We start from the raw sequence: 15105 nt of genomic DNA, 5'->3' as shown, positions 1-15105 counted from the left end.
CCCCGCCCGCTGGACCTGGTGTCGGCTTGCTTGGCCAGCTGGCGAAGGGACGAAGCGAACAACAGCCGCTCCCCGTTGTAGGACCTAAAGACGGTACGTGCCGCCCCCCGTGGGCTGTCAACCACTCCGGCGTGTCGAAGCCCGGCGTGTTTCGTCGATCATCCGACCAGCAGGTGATCACGCAGCAGCGCGAACGCCGCCGCCGGGTGGTCGGCGGCCAGCAGGCCGCCCGCGGCCAGCACATACTCCCGATCGACCACTGTGGTCGCCGCCCGCGGCAGCGGCCACCCGCCGCCGTGATCGGACAAAACCGCATCGAGTACCCGCTGGGAGTCCCGCCGCGAGGAAAAGCGCAGCACCCCGCCCGAGCCGATCACGAGCGACACGTCGCGCAGGTCCCGCCGCCCGAACCCGCCCGCCTCCCCACGCGCGTGCCGCCGCACCGCCACGACCGCCGCCAGCGTGGCCAGCCGCAAGTCCGCCGAGCCGCCTGAGCCGCCCGCTCCCCAAGAGGGCAGCCCGGTCACCGCCTGGACGGGTATACGGGAGCCCTGCTCAGAATTCACGCCCAAGAGGGCTGCCCTCTCGAGGGCGTCGCTGGGCAGGGTCGGGTCTTCGGCGCGGAGCCGGGCGGCCTCGGCGAGCGCCTCGTCGTGCGGGAGCTTCTCCAGGGCGGCGGCCGCCACCACGCCGGGAGCGCTCCACCGCACGCCCAGGTCGCCCTCCACGGTGCGGGCCCGCGGCAGCGACCCGGCCGCCTCCGCGCCGCCGTCGGCGCCTTCTGGGAGGGCCGAGTAGACGTCGGTGGTGGCGCCGCCCACGTCGACCACGAGCAGCCCGCGCCCGGTGCGGTCGGCGAGCAACTCCACGGCGGCCAGGACCGCGTCCGGGGTGGCCGCCCGCACCAGCCGCGCGAACCGCCGCCCGAACTTCCCGCCGATCACGTGCCGCAGGAACACCTCCCGGATCGCCGCCCGCGCCGGACCGGGCCGCAGCACGCCGATGCGGGGCAGCACGTTGTCCACAATGGTGGCTCCACGAAGGACACCGGCGACCTCGTCGCGGGCGTCGGCGTTGCCGGCCACCACGATCGGCACCCGCCACCCGGCCAGCCGCCGCGCGTTGTGCAGCAGCACGTCGGCGTCGCCGCCGTCGGTGCCGCCGACCAGCAGCACCACGTCGGGGCGGGCGGCGCGCAGCTCCCGCACCCCGGCCGGGTCCAGCGGCCCGGCCGCCACGTGCACCACCCGGGCACCCGCGGACAGGCCCACCCGGTGCCCGGCCTCGGCCGTGACCAGCCGCTCGTAGCCCGCGACGGCGAGTCGCAGTCCGCCACCGGCTGAGGATGACACGTACCAAGGGATCGACGCGGCCTCGAGCGGGACGGCGGTGGCCCGGACCGCGGCGGCCAGCCCGGTCATCGGGTCGGCGGTGGTGGGGTGCGCGGCCGTCGCGACCAGGCGGCCGGCGTCGAGGTCGACGACGGCGGCCTTGGTGTAGGTGGAGCCGACGTCCGCGCAGACGGCGGCCTTCACGGCACGACGACGGTGCCCACCGCGGTGACCGCCACCACCGGCGGGTCCAGCACCCGCGCCCCCGACCCGCCGGTGCCCCGGCACACCACCACGCAGGAGAACTCCAGCGTGCGGCTGCGCGTGCCCACCCGGGTCACCGTCGCGGTCGCCTCGACCACGTCACCGGCCCGCACCGGCGCCCGGAACTGTACGTCCGAATAGGACGCGAACAGCCCCTCGTCGCCGTCCATCCGGATGCACACCTCGGTGGCGACGTCGCCGAACAGCCCCAGCGCGTACGCCCCGTCGACCAGGTCGCCGGCGTAGTGGGCGTGGGAGTAGGGAACGTACCGCCGGTGGGTGACCGTCAGACCCGCACTCATGCCGCCGCCGCCTTCGCCGTCGTGAGCGCGTGCACCAGGTAGCTGGCCACCTCGCGCGGTGTGGTGCCCCGCCCGAAGATGCGGTCGACGCCGAGCTCGCCGGCCATCATCTCGTCGAAGCGCGGCCCACCCGCCACCAGCAGCGGCCGCCGCCCGGCCGGAAACGCCTCCCGGAACGCGGCGGCCATCTCCCGCACGTTGTGCAGGTGCGCGTCCCGCTGGGTGACCACCTGCGAGACCAGCACCGCGTCGGCTTTCTCCACGCGGGCCGCCTCGACCAGCTCCGGCACGGTCACCTGGGCGCCGAGGTTGCGCACCTTCAGCTCCCGGTAGTACTCCAGGCCCTTCTCGCCGGCGATCCCCTTGACGTTGAGGATCGCGTCGATGCCGACCGTGTGCGCGTCGGTGCCGATGCACGCGCCCACCACCGACAGCTTGCGCCGCAGCCGCCGCTTCACGGCGGTGTTGACGTCCTTGGCCGTCATCAGCGGGTAGTCCCGCTCGGCGGCCTTCACCGCGGACATGTCCACGAGGTGGCGCACCCGCCCGTACACGACGAAGAACGTGTAGCCGTCGCCGATCTGCTTGGCGTGCACCAGCATCGCCGGGTCGAGCCCCATCTTCCCGGCCAACTGGAGGGCGGCACCCTCGGCCCGCTTGTCGTGCGGCACCGGCAACGTGAACGACACCTGCACCATCCCGTCCCCGGTCGTGTCCCCGTACGGCCGCACGATCTGCCCGCTCATGACGCCGCCTCCAGGAGCTCGGTCGCCGGGTTGTGGTAGTCGGGCTCGTGGGCGGCCACGCCGTCCAGGCCCTTGCCGCGGTCCGCGGGGCGTTTCATGATGCCGAACGTGCCGTCGCCGATCGCGGCCAGCAGCGTGTCGTCGCGGATCCGCTCCAGCAGGCCGACGGCCTCGGCCAGCACCTGGTGTGCGCGCCGCTGGATCAGCCCGCCCGGCGCGGGCACGAAGTCCTCGTGCAGGCCGCCGGCCGCGTCGAGCACGTACCGCACGTTCTGGAGGGCGATGTCCCGGTCGGACAGCCACGGGGTGACCACCGCCTCGGTCATCATGCCGACCAGCAGGATGCCCTGCCCGGTCATCGCGCCCACCAGGTTGAAGAACCCGTCCAGCAGGTTGCCCCGGAACACGTCCCCGGTCATGTGGCGGGTCGGCGGCATCCACTTCAGCGGCGCGTCCGGAAACAGCTCGCGGGCCAGCAGCGCGTGCGCCAGCTCCAACCGGAACGAGTCGGGCAGGTCCGGGTTGATCTCGAAGGCGTGCCCCAGGCCCAGCTGCCGGTCGGCCAGGCCCGCCTCGTGCGCGAAGTACTCGTTCAACAGCTGGCTGACGGTGACCGTGTGCGCCGCCTCGACCGCGTCGGCGGTGGTGAGGTAGTTGTCCTCGCCGGTGTTGATGACGATCCCCGCGCGGGCGTGCACCTGCCGGGAGAAGCGCTGGTCGACGAACGTGCGGATCGGGTTGATGTCGCGGAACAGGATCCCGTACATCGAGTCGTTCAGCATCATGTCCAGCCGCTCCAGGCCGGCCAGCACCGCCATCTCCGGCATGCACAGCCCGGACGCGTAGTTCGTCAACCGCACGTAGCGGCCCAGCTCGCGCGACGACTCGTCCAGCGCCGCCCGCATGAGGCGGAAGTTCTCCTGCGTCGCGTACGTGCCGGCGAACCCCTCCCGGGTCGCACCCTCCGGCACGTAGTCCAGAAGGGACTGCCCGGTCGAGCGGATCACCGCGATCACGTCCGCGCCGGCGCGGGCGGCCGCCCGCGCCTGGGGGATGTCCTCGAAGATGTCGCCGGTCGCCACGATCAGGTAGATCCACGGGCGGCGCGGCGCGTCGCCGTGCCGCTTGACGAGCCGGTCGCGTTCGGCGCGGCGCCGGTCGATCCGCCGCAGCCCCGCCGCGACATGCCTACGCGCCAGCCGCCGGGCGGCCGCGGACCTGGCGGGCACCGCGAACCGCACCGAACCGGCCGCCGCCTTCTGGGCCAGCAGCGTGACGTCGTCGAGGCCCTCGCGCAGCAGCGCGTCGAACACCGGCACCGCCACACCGTGCCCCAACCCCACGTCGGCGGTGACCGCGTCGACGAGCCGGTTGACCCACGGGATGCCGTCCGGGTCGGCGCCGCTCACCCCCGCCAGCCGCAGCACCGCCCGCTCGACCGAGACGGTGGTGTGGCCACGCGCCAGGTCGACGACCGGCCGCCCCACCTCGGCGGCCAGCGCCCGCGCCCGCGCGACGACCGCCGGGTCCAGGTCGAGCTTTCCCATCGGCCTCACTCCTCGTAGATCACATCGCCGCGCAGCACCGTGCGCCGGCACACCGGAAGCTCGTCGAGCACCGGCAGCCCCTTCTCTAGGACTCCTGCGAAAGACCACACCGCGAACGTCGCCGGTGCCCCGGGCGACAGCACCCCCTCGTTGTCGCGGTGCACGGCCCGCCACCCGCCGCGCGTGTGCGCCGCGAACGCCGCCCGCACGCTCATCCGCTGCACCGGGTTGAAATGCCGCACCGCCGCCCGCACGCTGCCCCACGGGTCTAGCGGCGTCACCGGCGAATCCGAACCGAACGCCAGCGCCACACCCACCCCGTGCATCGCGCCCATCGGGTTCGACTCCAACGACCGGGCCACGCCCAGCCGCTGCGCGTACATCTGCGACTCGCCACCCCACAGCCGGTCGAACGCCGGCTGCATGCTCGCCACGATCCCGTACTCCACGAAACCCGCGATCAGCCGCTTGTTCATGATCTCGGCGTGCTCGACCCGGTGGCGGGCGTCCCGCAGCCGCTCCACGCCCAGCTTGCGGGCCGCCTCGGCGAAACCCGCCAGCACCGTCGTGATCGCCGCGTCCCCGATCGCGTGGAACCCGCCCTGCACACCGTGCGCCGCGCAGTCCAGCAGATGGTCGCGGACCTGCTCGGCGGTCAGGTACCCGTGGCCGCACCCCTCGGCGTCCACGTAGGACTCCGACAGGTGGGCGGTCTGCGAACCCAGCGCCCCGTCCGCGAACAGGTCGCCGCCCGCCCCCACCGCGCCCAGGTCCCGCGCCTTCGCCGCGGCGAGCAGCTCACCCCAGTACCCGTACACCTCGGCATGCCCCTGCCCCGACAAGGCCAGCAGGCCGGTGAAGTCCGCCTCGCTCGACGTGCCCGGCCCACCACACTCGTGCACCGCCGCGATGCCCAGCTGCGCCGCCCGCCGCAACGTCGCCCGCTGCGCCCCGGTCCGCTGCGCGGCCGGGATCGAGCCGAGGGCCAGCTCCCGCACCACGTGGTGCGCGTCCCGGCGAACCCATCCGGACTCGCCGTAGCCCGGCGTGCCCCGCGCCGCCGCCAGCAGCGAGGGCGTGCACAGCGCGGAATGCATGGAAGCCTGCGACAGATACGCCCGGCGCCCGCCGGCGGCCCGCTCCAGCGCCGCCGCGTCCGGCTTGGCCTGGTCCGCCCAGGTGGTCTCGTCCCACCCGTGCCCCAGCACGATCGCGTCGCCCGGCAACCCCTCCGCGAACGCCGCCACCGCGTCCAACAACGAACCCGCCGAACGGGCGCCGCTCAGATCGAGGCCGGACAGCGTCAGCCCGGTGTCGGTGCAGTGCACGTGCGCGTCGACGAACGCCGGCGTCACCAGCGCCCCGTCGAGGTCCACGGCGATGTCGGCGGAGGGCGCGTCGGCGGACGCGCCGACCCACGCGATCGCGCCGTCGCGCACCAGCAGGGCGGTCGCCGTAGGGTCCGCGGGGCTGTAGACGGTCCCATTCCGGTACAGGGTCGAGGCAGTCATGCGCTCAGTCTGCCCTCGAATAGTTTCCGGACGGCGGGAACTTCGCGCAGCAGGTCGAGGGCGTAGTCGGCGTGGCCGGGCACGTACCCGTTGCCGACCAGCATCGTCACGTCGGCCGCCAGCCCCTCCGCGCCCAGCGCCGCCGCCGCGAAGCTCGTCGCCATCGAGAAGAAGACCACCGTGCCGCCGGCCGCGGTCGCCAGGATCGCCCCGTGCTCGCACCCCGGCACGTCCACGCAGACGACCGTCACGTCGACCGGTGCACCGATGGCCGCCGCGACCGCGACCGGATCGCGCGCGTCCGCCACCACCACCCGGTCGGCCAGGCCAGCTCCGCGCAGCAGCGCCGCCTCCGCGTCATCCAAAACCACAGCCGTGGTACGAGCGGCCCCCGCGGCCCGGGCGGCAGCCAGTGACAACGAGCCGCTCTTCCCGGCCCCTCCCAGCACCGCCACGGCTCCGCCGGGCCGCACCACCCGCGCCGTCAGCGCCGGCGCGCCACACACGTCGAGCACCGCGAGGGCGAGGCGCGGGTCGAGGTCGTCCGGGAGGACCGCGGCGACCGAGCGGGCGAACAGGATCGCGTGACCCGTGCACGGCACCTGCTCGCTCCGGCCGTCCCACGTCGTATCCGCGATGTGCAGCGGCGTCAACGTGAGCGACACGAGCGTGGCCACCCGGTCGCCGGGCTCGAGGCCCAGCGGCGACTCCGGGCCCACCTCGTCGACCGTCCCGATCAGCATCCCGCCCGAACCGGTGACCGGATTGTGCATCTTGCCCCGGCGCCCGACGATCTCCAGGACCTCGGCGCGCACCGCCGCACCGTCGCCGCCGTGCTTCTCCGACAGCTGCCGGAAGCTCGCCGCGTCGAGGTTGAGCCGCTCGACCGCGATCCGCACCTCGTCCGCGCCGATCTCCGGCCGTGCGTCGAGGCGCTCCGCCGCCTGCGGCAACACACCCTTCGGCGCCAGCACGCGATGCAGCCCCACCGGTGAAGTCATTGGCCTTGCCCTCTTCCCACGGGAAATCTTACGGTAGATTATCTAGATCACCGGATGATTTCTAGTTTGGGGGCGACGTGGGGCAGCCGTACGAGTACCGCCGGCGTGAGCTCGTGGAGCCCGACTGGGCCCGCTTCCCCGGCTGGCGCGACGTCACCCGCGAGCAGTGGGAGTCCGCGCAGTGGCAGCGCGTCCACTGCGTCAAGAACGTCAAGCAGCTCCGCGCCGTCCTCGGCGACCTCGTCCCCGACGCCTTCTACGACGACCTCGTCGCCGACCAGCGCGAGCGCGCCACCATGTCGATGCTCGTCCCGCCCCAGATGCTCAACACGATGTCGACCGACGACTTCTACGGCGACCCCGTCCGGCGGTACATGATCCCCGTCGCCTCCGACCGCCGCACCGACTGGCCGTCACACCCGCACGCCGCCCGCGACTCCCTCCACGAGCACGACATGTGGGTCGCCGAAGGACTCACCCACCGCTACCCCACCAAGGTGCTCGCCGAGCTGCTCTCCACCTGCCCGCAGTACTGCGGCCACTGCACCCGCATGGACCTCGTCGGCAACTCCACACCCGCCGTCGACAAGCTCAAGCTCACCCTCAAACCCACCGACCGGTACGACGCCCACGTCGCCTACCTGCGCGCCCACCCCGGCGTTCGCGACGTCGTCGTGTCCGGCGGCGACGTGGCCAACGTGCCCTGGCGCCACCTCGAGTCGTACCTCATGCGCCTGCTCGACATCGAGACCATCCGCGACATCCGGCTCGCCACCAAGGCGCTCATGGGCCTACCCCAGCACTGGCTCCAGCCCGACGTCGTCGAAGGCCTCGAACGGGTCGCCCGCACCGCCGCCCGCCGCGGCGTCAACCTCGCCATCCACACCCACGTCAACCACGCCAACTCGCTCACCCCGCTGGTCGCGCGCGCCGCGCAGACCGCGCTCGAAGTCGGCGTCCGCGACGTACGCAACCAGGGCGTCCTCATGCGCGGCGTCAACGCCACCACGCCCGAGCTGCTCGACCTGTGCTTCGCGCTCCAGGGCGAGGCCGGCATCCTGCCGTACTACTTCTACATGTGCGACATGATCCCCAACGCCGAGCACTGGCGCGTGCCGGTGTGGCAGGCCCAAGAGCTCCAGCACGACATCATGGGCTACCTGCCCGGCTACGCCACGCCCCGCATCGTGTGCGACGTGCCGCTGGTCGGCAAGCGCTGGGTACACATGGTCACCGAGTACGACCGCGAGCACGGCATCTCGTACTGGACCAAGAACTACCGCACCTCCATCGAGCAGGAGGACGACGAGGCCCTGGCCCGCCGCTACCCGTACTACGACCCGATCGACACCCTGCCCGAGTCCGGCCAGAAGTGGTGGCGCAAACAGGAAATGAGCGAATAGCACGCGACCGGGGTGTCCACAAGGGACACCCCGGTCATGGCAGATGGATCAAAAGTCAGCCGCGGAACGCGTCCCGCGCCTCGCGCCCGGCGTCCTTCACGTGCTCGCCGGCCTGCTTCGCCTTGGCGGCGGCGCGCTCGCTGGCGCCCTCGGCCTGCATGCTCTCGTTGTCGGTGGCGTCGCCGACGCGCTCCTTCACGGTGCCCTTGAGCTCCTCGGCCTTGTTGCGTGCCTTATCTGCGAGGCTCATCGTCACTCCTCCTGAGTAGCGCTCGTCTCTCCGCTTCGAGGTGCCCGCTCCTTCGTTGGCGAAAACCTCTCCCCTTGTGCGGCATGGCACATCCCGTAAGGCGTCCTAGGAAGCTAGGTATCGGATCCGGGGCCATGTGGCGCCCGCGGGTCACACCCTCTACGGCATCCTAGGAGGCTAGGTGTGTGGCGTCTCTGGTTGACTGGCGCCGTGGGGGAAGTCGTTCTCGTGCGCCACGGCCAGACCGAGTGGAGCGCCGCGCACCGGCACACGTCGTACACCGACATCGACCTGACGCCCGACGGCGAGGAGCAGGCCCGTGCCACCGGGCGCCGCCTCGCCGGCCGGCCGTTCGTGGCGGTGTTCTCCAGCCCGCGCAAGCGGGCCCTGCGCACCGCGGAGCTGGCCGGCCTCGCGGTCAGCGAGATCGACGCGGACCTGGCCGAGTGGGACTACGGCGAGTACGAGGGGATCACCACCGACGAGATCCACGCCACCCGCGATCCACAGTGGAACCTGTGGACCGACGGCTGCCCCGGCGGCGAGTCCCCGGAGCGGGTGGGCGCCCGCCTCGACCGGGTGCTCGCCAAGGCGCGCGTGGCCGCCGAGCGGGGCGACGTGGCGCTCGTCGGGCACGGGCACGCGCTGCGGGTGGCCGGCGCGCGGTGGGTGGAGCTACCCCCGAGCGGCGGCGGCAAGCTGCGGCTGGACACCGCCACGATCTCCGTCCTGGGGTACGAGCACCGCCGGCCGGTCATCCACCACTGGAACTCGTGATCCGCGGCGGCCGCCCCTCGTAGGGCGTCGACAGCACCACCGTCGTACGGGTGGTGACGTTGGCGGCCGTGCGGATCTGCTGGAGCAGCCGCTCCAGCTCGGCCGGGCTGGCCACGCGCACCAGCAGCAGGTAGAAGTCCTCCCCCGCCACCGAGTAGCACGAGTCGATCTCGGGCAGGTGGGCAAGCCGGTCGGGCGCGTCGTCGGGCTGGGACGGGTCGAGCGGGCGGATCGCGATGAACGCGCTCAGCGGCAGCTCCAACGCCTCGTACGACACGCGCGCGCCGTACCCCTTGATGACGCCGCGCTGCTCCAGCCGCCGCACCCGCTGGTGCACGGCGGACACCGACAGCCCCACCCGTTCCGCCAGGTCGGTGTACGACAGGCGGCCGTCCGCGGTCAGCGCCGCGACGATGGCGCGATCGATCTCCTCCACGGCGAGAAAACTACACCGCCGCCGGACGCCGAGGCGGCTACGGCGCGGCGCGGGCCCGTCATCGCGCGCGCAGGCTGAGCCGCCGAGCCAGCAGCTCCCGCTCGGCCGGGTTGGCGGCCAGCGCGAGCGCCCGCCGGGTCGCCTCCGTCGCCTCCTCGTCCCGGCCGAGGTCGGCCAGCAGCTCCGCGCGGGTCGAGTGCCATAGCCGGTAGCCGTCCAGCCGCTCCCCCAGCTCCTCCACCTCGGCGAGCGCGGCGGCCGCCCCGTGCGTGTGCCGCGTCGCCACCGCCCGCCCCAACCGCACCACCGGCGTCGGCTGGACGGCGTAGAGCGTGTCATACAGCCCGCGGATGGTCGCCCAGTCGGTGCGGGCGTAGGTGGGTGCGAGCGCGTGCTGGGCCGCGATCGCCGCCTGGAGAAGATAGGGACCGGGCCGGTCGCGGGTCACCGCCACCCGCAACCGCGCGGCCGCCGCCTCGATCAAGGACCGGTCCCACCGGGTACGGTCCTGGTCCTCCAGCAGCACCAGCCGCCCGTCACCGTCGAAGCGGGTGGCGGCACGCGCCTCGTGCAGCTCCAGCAACGCGGCCAGCCCCGCCGCCTCCGGCTCTCCCGGCATGAGCGTGGCGAGCTGGCGGGCCAGGTCGAGCGCCTCCCGCGTCAGGTCGCGCCGCCGGGGTGTGTCGCGCGCGCTGGCCAGGTATCCCTCGTTGAAGACCAGGTAGACGACGGCGAGCACCGCCGGGAGCCGAGACCCGTACTCCTCCGGCGGCGGCAGCTCGAACCGCACTCCCCCCGCCCGCAGCTGCCGCTTGGCCCGCACCAGCCGCTGCGCCATCGTCGCGGTCGGCACGAGGAACGCCGCCCCGATGGCCTCCGCCGGCAACCCGCTGGCCGCGTGCAGGGTCAGCGCCACCTGGAGCGGCTCGCTCAGCGACGGATGGCAGCAGGCGAAGACGAGCGCGAGCCGGTCGTCCCCGGTCGGCGCGGCGGGCGGCTCGCCGGCGACGAGCGCGAGCTTCTCCCGGCCGGCCCGCTCCCGCCGCAGCCGGTCGATCGCCTTACGCCACGCGGTGGTCACCAGCCAGCCGGTGGCACTGCCCGGCACGCCGTCGTCGGGCCAGCGCCGCAACGCCTCGCCGACCGCCTCCTGGAGCGCGTCTTCGGCGAGGTCGAGGTCACCGAGGCGCCGGCTCAGCACCCCCAGCATGCTGCCCGCCTCGTCCCGCCACACCTGGTCGAGCAGCGCTGCCACGTCCGCCACGCCGCCAGCCTAGAGCGCCTAGCGGGGCGGGGCGGTGCCGCACCGGCTCAAAACAGTGACCAGCATCGATAGAAACGGTTACCGGCGCAACCCCGCCGGGGCGCGGCCGGCGGCCGGAGCGGCGCCGCCGGGGTAGGGCGGCTTGGTGTCCGTGAAGAGCCACGCCTGGAAGAGCGGGCCGAGCCGCTGCCCCGAGACCCGCTCGGCCAGCGCCACGAACTCCGCGGTGGAGCCGTTGCCGTCCCGCTTCGCCGCGTACCAGCCGCGCACGATCCGCCAGAACGCGCCGTCGCCCACGGTCATCCGCAGCGCGTGCAGGGTCATCGCGCCCCGGAGGTACACCGAGTCGTCGAGCAGGTCGAGGTCGGCCGGGCCGGGGTCGCCGGGCGGCGGCGCCCAGTACGCGGCGTCCAGCGGCTGGCTGTAGTAGTAGTCGAAGGCGTCCCGCGGCGTGAACTGGCCGAGGTGCTCGCCCCACAGCCACTCCGCGTAGGTGGCGAAGCCCTCGTTGAGCCAGATGTCGTCGAAGTGCCGCATGCCGACGCTGTCGCCGAACCATTGGTGGGCGACCTCGTGCGCCACCAGGTATGTGTTGTCGCCCAGCTCGAGGCTGTACAGGTCGTAGATCGGCCGGGTCTGTAGCTCCAGCGAGAACGCGAGGTCGCGGGTGTCGTCGACGATCGCGCCGTTGGCCTCGAAGGGGTACGGGCCGAAATGGCCGGCCAGCACGTCGGTGATCTCGTCGGTGCGGGCGACGTCGTCGGCGAGGCCCGGTGGCACGTCGGGGTCGACGGCGATGACGGTCGGCCGCCCGTCCCGCCACGTGGTCCGCACGTCGAACTCGCCGATCGCCACCGTCGCCAGATAGCTGATCATCGGCGTGCGCTGCTCCCAGCGCCAGGTCGCCCAGCCGCCCCGCGTGTCCCGCCCCCGCGGCACGCCGTTGGCGATCGCCTCCAGACCGGCCGGCACCGTCACCGCGAACGAGTAGCTCGCCTTGTCCAGCGGATGGTCGTTGACCGGGTACCAGCTCGCGGCCACCTCGGGGAAACCGGCCACGACCGCGCCGTCGTCGGTGTGCAGGAAGCCGGACGGCCAGATCCGGCGCGGGAACTGCTTCGGAAACGGCTCGGGCACGCCGTGGTAGCGCACGTCCACCGTGAACACCGAACCCGCGCGCACCCTCCGCTGGACGGTCAGCTCCTGCCCGGCCCGCGCGTGGGCCGCGGCCCGCCCGTCGACCCGCAGCCCGTCGACCGTCAGCCCGACGAGGTCGAGGTTGAAGCTCGACAGGTGCTGCGTGGCCCGCGCCCGGATCACCGCCCGGCCGGTGAGCAGGTCGGTGTCCGGCTGGTAGCGGATGTCGAGGTCGTAGCGCAGGACGTCGTATCCGCCGTTGCCGTACGTCGGGAAGTACGGATCGCCCAGGCCCGGCGCACCCGGCCGGAACCCGCCCCCGGCGGCCCCGGGCGCGGCACTCAGCAGCACGACGAGTCCGGCGCACACCGCGGCGATCAGGCTCCTCCAGCGCATACCGAGAAGGCTAGGGAGACGACGTCGACAATCAATCGGGCAACCGACACTGCTGTGAACGCGTCAACCTGGCACGCGCGCCGCGGGTGTAGCCATGGAAGGGGAACGGGGAGGGGAGCGCGCGGTGGCCGGAGACGACGCCTTCGAGGACTTCTACCTGGGTTCGCGGCACCGGGTGGTGACGTTCCTGTACGCCATGGGCGGTGACCGCGCCGAGGCGCAGGACGCGGCGCAGGAGGCGTACCTGCGGGCCTGGCAGCGGTGGTCGACGGTGTCCGGGTACGACGACCCGGAGGCCTGGGTGCGCACGGTCGGGTACCGGCTGTGCGTCAACCGGTGGCGCAAGGCCCGCAACCGGATGGTCGCGTACCGCCGGCACGGCCCCGCCGAACCCGCGCGACCGCCCAATGAGGACACCGTCGCGCTGGTCGAGGCGTTGCGGCGGCTGCCCGAGCCGGAACGCCTCGCCATCGCCCTGCACCACCTGCTCGACCTGCCGGTGGCGGAGGTCGCGGCGCAGACCGGCGTGCCCGTCAACACCGTCAAGTCGCGGCTGGTACGCGGTCGCCGGACGCTCGCCTCGCTGCTCGACAGGGACCTGCCCGGGGAGTACAGCCATGCCTGACCCGCTGTTCCAGAAGCTGTTCGACGACACCGCGGAGACCCGCTGGCAGCCGGCGTCCGACCTGCGCGACCGCGCCCGCCGGCGGGAGCGGCGCACCCGGGTCGCGGTGGCCGCCGCGGCCGCGGCGGCGGTGCTCGCCGCGTCCGCCGGCATCGCGGTGGCCCAGCGGGACCGCGCGGCGCCGGCACCCGGCGTCTCCCCCACGGTCAGCCCGCCGGCCCCGTCCCGGTCGGCGTCGCCGCGGCCCGCCCCCACGACACCGCCCGCGCCCACGACGCCGCCGGCCAGCGTGCCGCTGGGCGACGCGCTCTTCCTCCGGCCGGCCGACCTGGGACCGGGGTACCGCCTGGGCGGCGGCGCCGGCTCGGGCGACTGGACGTTCGAGTTCAGCGCCTCGGTGTTCGCCTGTGGTCAGGCGGCCCGGCCGGTGCGGCCGCTGGAGTCGGCGGAGCGGGCACTGATCCGGGGCACGCCGCAGGCCGACGACCGGGTGTCGGAGGCCGTCTCCCGGTTCCGCCCCGGCGACGCGAGCCGGTACCTGGCCGAGGTGCGGGCGCGGGTCGAGGGCTGCGCGCCGGGCGCCGGCCGGGAAATCTCGATCGCCGCCCGCGACTTCGCCGGCCAGGAGGCGCTGCTCGTCGCCGTCGACCACGGCGGCGGCTTCCGGACCTACCACGTGCTGGTGCGCCAGGGCGACCTACTGGCCGAGTTCTTCGTGAAGCCCAACCTGAGCCGGCCGGAGCTGCAAGGCCTCGGGCGTACCGCCGCGGCCCGCCTCTGCCCCGGCACCGACGCCTGCTGAGGGTCAGCAGGCGTGCGGCTGGGTGGCGGCCGGGGCGCGGAGGCCGGCGAAGACCGGCAGGATCTGCCGCGCCAGCACGTCCAAGCCCTGCCCGCCGCTGTCCGGCAGCCGCAGGTAGACCCGGGCGGTGCCGATCGACTGGTACTGCCCGAGGGTGGCGAGCAGCTCCAGCAGCGCGGCGACGCGGCGGCCGCCACCGGGCCGCCGGCAGGCGTTGAGCGCGGCGGAGTGCCGCAGCGGCGACCGCCCGGGGTTGCGGCGCTCGGTGTGCGCCCGCGCGTCGTCGGCGTCCCAGAACATGCGCACCGTGCGGTCGAGCCCGCGGAACGGGACGTTGACCTCGTTGGCCCAGCGGGCGGCCAGATAGCTGGTGGTACGCCGGCCCGGCCCGGACACGATCAGCGGCGGACCCGGCCGCTGGGCGGTCGCGACGGCCGGATGGTTGAGCACCGTGTGGTAGCGGCCGGTGAACGTGAACCGCTCGTCGCCCGGCGTCCACCACAGCCCGGTGAGCACCGCGAGAGTCTCGTCCAGCCGGGTGAACCCCTCCGGCATCGGCGGCAGCAGGCTGCGCGACCGGCCACCGCCGGCGCGGACCGCGGACAGGCCGAGCTCCAGCCGCCCGCCGCTGCGCCGGTCGACGGCCGCCGCGGCCAGCGCCACCTCGATCGGCGAGGCGAGATGGGCGGGCTCCAGCAACACGCCGATCCGCAGGCGCCGGGTGCCACGCGCGATCGCCGCCATCGTCGACCACACCTCCTCACCGTCCCGACCGATGTGGACGGTGCCGCGCCGGGTCGCCGGCGCCGGCACGAGCAGGCCGGCGAAGCCGTAGTGCTCGGCGGCCTTCGCGAGGCGGACCAGCCGCCGCGTCGTGGATCCCCCGGGCGACGTGGTAAGCCACAGCTGCACGACAGTGCGCTCCTTCTCACTCGCGGTGCGGCAACCCGCGACGCATCTTCCTCTTGTGACCGCCCGATGTCACTGCCGCGCCTTGGCCCAGGAAGCTTCCGGAGTCGAGGTCACGCGGCGACGCTTCCACGCAGATTTGCCCCCGTCCGCGTCAGCCGCGGACCGTATGCTCCCGCGGGCACCGCTCCGGTCGGCGGCTCGCCAGGGCTCGCCGAAATCCCCGACCTCCGCTGCCAGCTCCGCCGGACAAGCCTTTCCGGACGTCCACCATGGACCCGTGGGGATCGGGGTGCCAGCAAGGATCGTGAACGACCGGCGGATCGTCGGACCACCCGTTCCGATTGGGATGTAGCTCAGCATGTGGGCGGCGCCATGATCGTTCGCCCGAAAACGACACGACA

General features: G+C 73.6%; 15 protein-coding genes. 4 read left to right on the top strand and 11 right to left on the bottom strand.

The features are described 5' to 3' along the window. Positions 1-158 precede the first annotated feature (158 nt). Genes AC5L36_RS15760 through kdd form a run of 6 tightly spaced genes read right to left on the bottom strand, consistent with a single transcriptional unit; the run spans position 159 to position 6702 of the window. Entirely contained in the window at positions 159-1535 is a 1377-nt protein-coding gene (locus AC5L36_RS15760; RefSeq protein ID WP_441216423.1) for a glutamate mutase L, read from the bottom strand. Continuing rightward, positions 1532-1897 (bottom strand): 3-aminobutyryl-CoA ammonia lyase, encoded by a 366-nt coding sequence (kal, locus tag AC5L36_RS15755; RefSeq protein ID WP_441216421.1) that lies wholly within the window; start codon positions 1895-1897, stop codon positions 1532-1534. The genes AC5L36_RS15760 and kal overlap by 4 nt, the downstream gene beginning before the upstream one ends. Beyond that, positions 1894-2643 (bottom strand): lysine 5,6-aminomutase subunit beta, encoded by a 750-nt coding sequence (gene kamE, locus AC5L36_RS15750; protein WP_441216419.1) that lies wholly within the window; start codon positions 2641-2643, stop codon positions 1894-1896. Before kamE ends, kal begins: the two co-directional genes overlap by 4 nt. Further along, a complete protein-coding gene (gene kamD, locus AC5L36_RS15745; protein ID WP_441216417.1) occupies positions 2640-4190 on the bottom strand; it encodes a lysine 5,6-aminomutase subunit alpha in 1551 nt (516 codons plus the stop codon). The genes kamE and kamD overlap by 4 nt, the downstream gene beginning before the upstream one ends. 5 nt (positions 4191-4195) lie before the next feature. Then, on the bottom strand, positions 4196-5701 hold the full coding sequence (locus AC5L36_RS15740) for an amidohydrolase (protein WP_441216415.1): 1506 nt from the start codon (positions 5699-5701) through the stop codon (positions 4196-4198). Further along, positions 5698-6702 (bottom strand): L-erythro-3,5-diaminohexanoate dehydrogenase, encoded by a 1005-nt coding sequence (kdd, locus tag AC5L36_RS15735; RefSeq protein WP_441216413.1) that lies wholly within the window; start codon positions 6700-6702, stop codon positions 5698-5700. The genes AC5L36_RS15740 and kdd overlap by 4 nt, the downstream gene beginning before the upstream one ends. Before the next feature lie 77 nt (positions 6703-6779). On the opposite strand from kdd, the gene AC5L36_RS15730 reads away from it, so the two are divergent. Then, positions 6780-8105, top strand: coding sequence for a KamA family radical SAM protein (locus tag AC5L36_RS15730; protein ID WP_441216412.1), 1326 nt, complete (start codon positions 6780-6782; stop codon positions 8103-8105). 55 nt (positions 8106-8160) lie between these two features. Here AC5L36_RS15730 and AC5L36_RS15725 read toward each other — a convergent pair whose 3' ends face one another. Next, on the bottom strand, positions 8161-8355 hold the full coding sequence (locus AC5L36_RS15725) for a CsbD family protein (RefSeq protein WP_441216410.1): 195 nt from the start codon (positions 8353-8355) through the stop codon (positions 8161-8163). Between the two features lie 210 nt (positions 8356-8565). Between AC5L36_RS15725 and AC5L36_RS15720 the strand changes: the two genes are divergently transcribed. Continuing rightward, a complete protein-coding gene (locus tag AC5L36_RS15720) occupies positions 8566-9132 on the top strand; it encodes a histidine phosphatase family protein (RefSeq protein WP_441216409.1) in 567 nt (188 codons plus the stop codon). Here the strand turns inward: AC5L36_RS15720 and AC5L36_RS15715 are convergent. The 3 genes from AC5L36_RS15715 to AC5L36_RS15705 form a co-directional block, all read right to left on the bottom strand. Further along, positions 9110-9568: an Lrp/AsnC family transcriptional regulator gene (locus AC5L36_RS15715; protein WP_441216408.1), complete on the bottom strand. Its 459-nt coding sequence runs from the start codon at positions 9566-9568 to the stop codon at positions 9110-9112. The two genes, AC5L36_RS15720 and AC5L36_RS15715, sit on opposite strands and share 23 nt — an antisense overlap. A gap of 58 nt (positions 9569-9626) precedes the next feature. Then, the gene (locus tag AC5L36_RS15710) at positions 9627-10832 is read right to left on the bottom strand and encodes an RNA polymerase sigma factor (RefSeq protein ID WP_441216406.1); all 1206 of its coding nucleotides are present in this window, start codon (positions 10830-10832) and stop codon (positions 9627-9629) included. A 78-nt stretch (positions 10833-10910) separates the two neighbouring features. Continuing rightward, entirely contained in the window at positions 10911-12365 is a 1455-nt protein-coding gene (locus tag AC5L36_RS15705) for a M1 family metallopeptidase (protein WP_441216405.1), read from the bottom strand. 124 nt (positions 12366-12489) lie between these two features. Between AC5L36_RS15705 and AC5L36_RS15700 the strand changes: the two genes are divergently transcribed. After that, positions 12490-12990, top strand: coding sequence for a sigma-70 family RNA polymerase sigma factor (locus AC5L36_RS15700; protein WP_441216403.1), 501 nt, complete (start codon positions 12490-12492; stop codon positions 12988-12990). Beyond that, positions 12983-13792 (top strand): hypothetical protein, encoded by an 810-nt coding sequence (locus tag AC5L36_RS15695; protein WP_441216401.1) that lies wholly within the window; start codon positions 12983-12985, stop codon positions 13790-13792. Before AC5L36_RS15700 ends, AC5L36_RS15695 begins: the two co-directional genes overlap by 8 nt. Before the next feature lie 3 nt (positions 13793-13795). Here AC5L36_RS15695 and AC5L36_RS15690 read toward each other — a convergent pair whose 3' ends face one another. Beyond that, on the bottom strand, positions 13796-14704 hold the full coding sequence (locus AC5L36_RS15690; RefSeq protein WP_441216400.1) for an LLM class flavin-dependent oxidoreductase: 909 nt from the start codon (positions 14702-14704) through the stop codon (positions 13796-13798). Between the last annotated feature and the right edge of the window lie 401 nt (positions 14705-15105).

This window comes from Phytohabitans sp. LZ39, from assembly GCF_059359075.1.
This window is presented reverse-complemented; position numbering and strand designations above follow the sequence as displayed.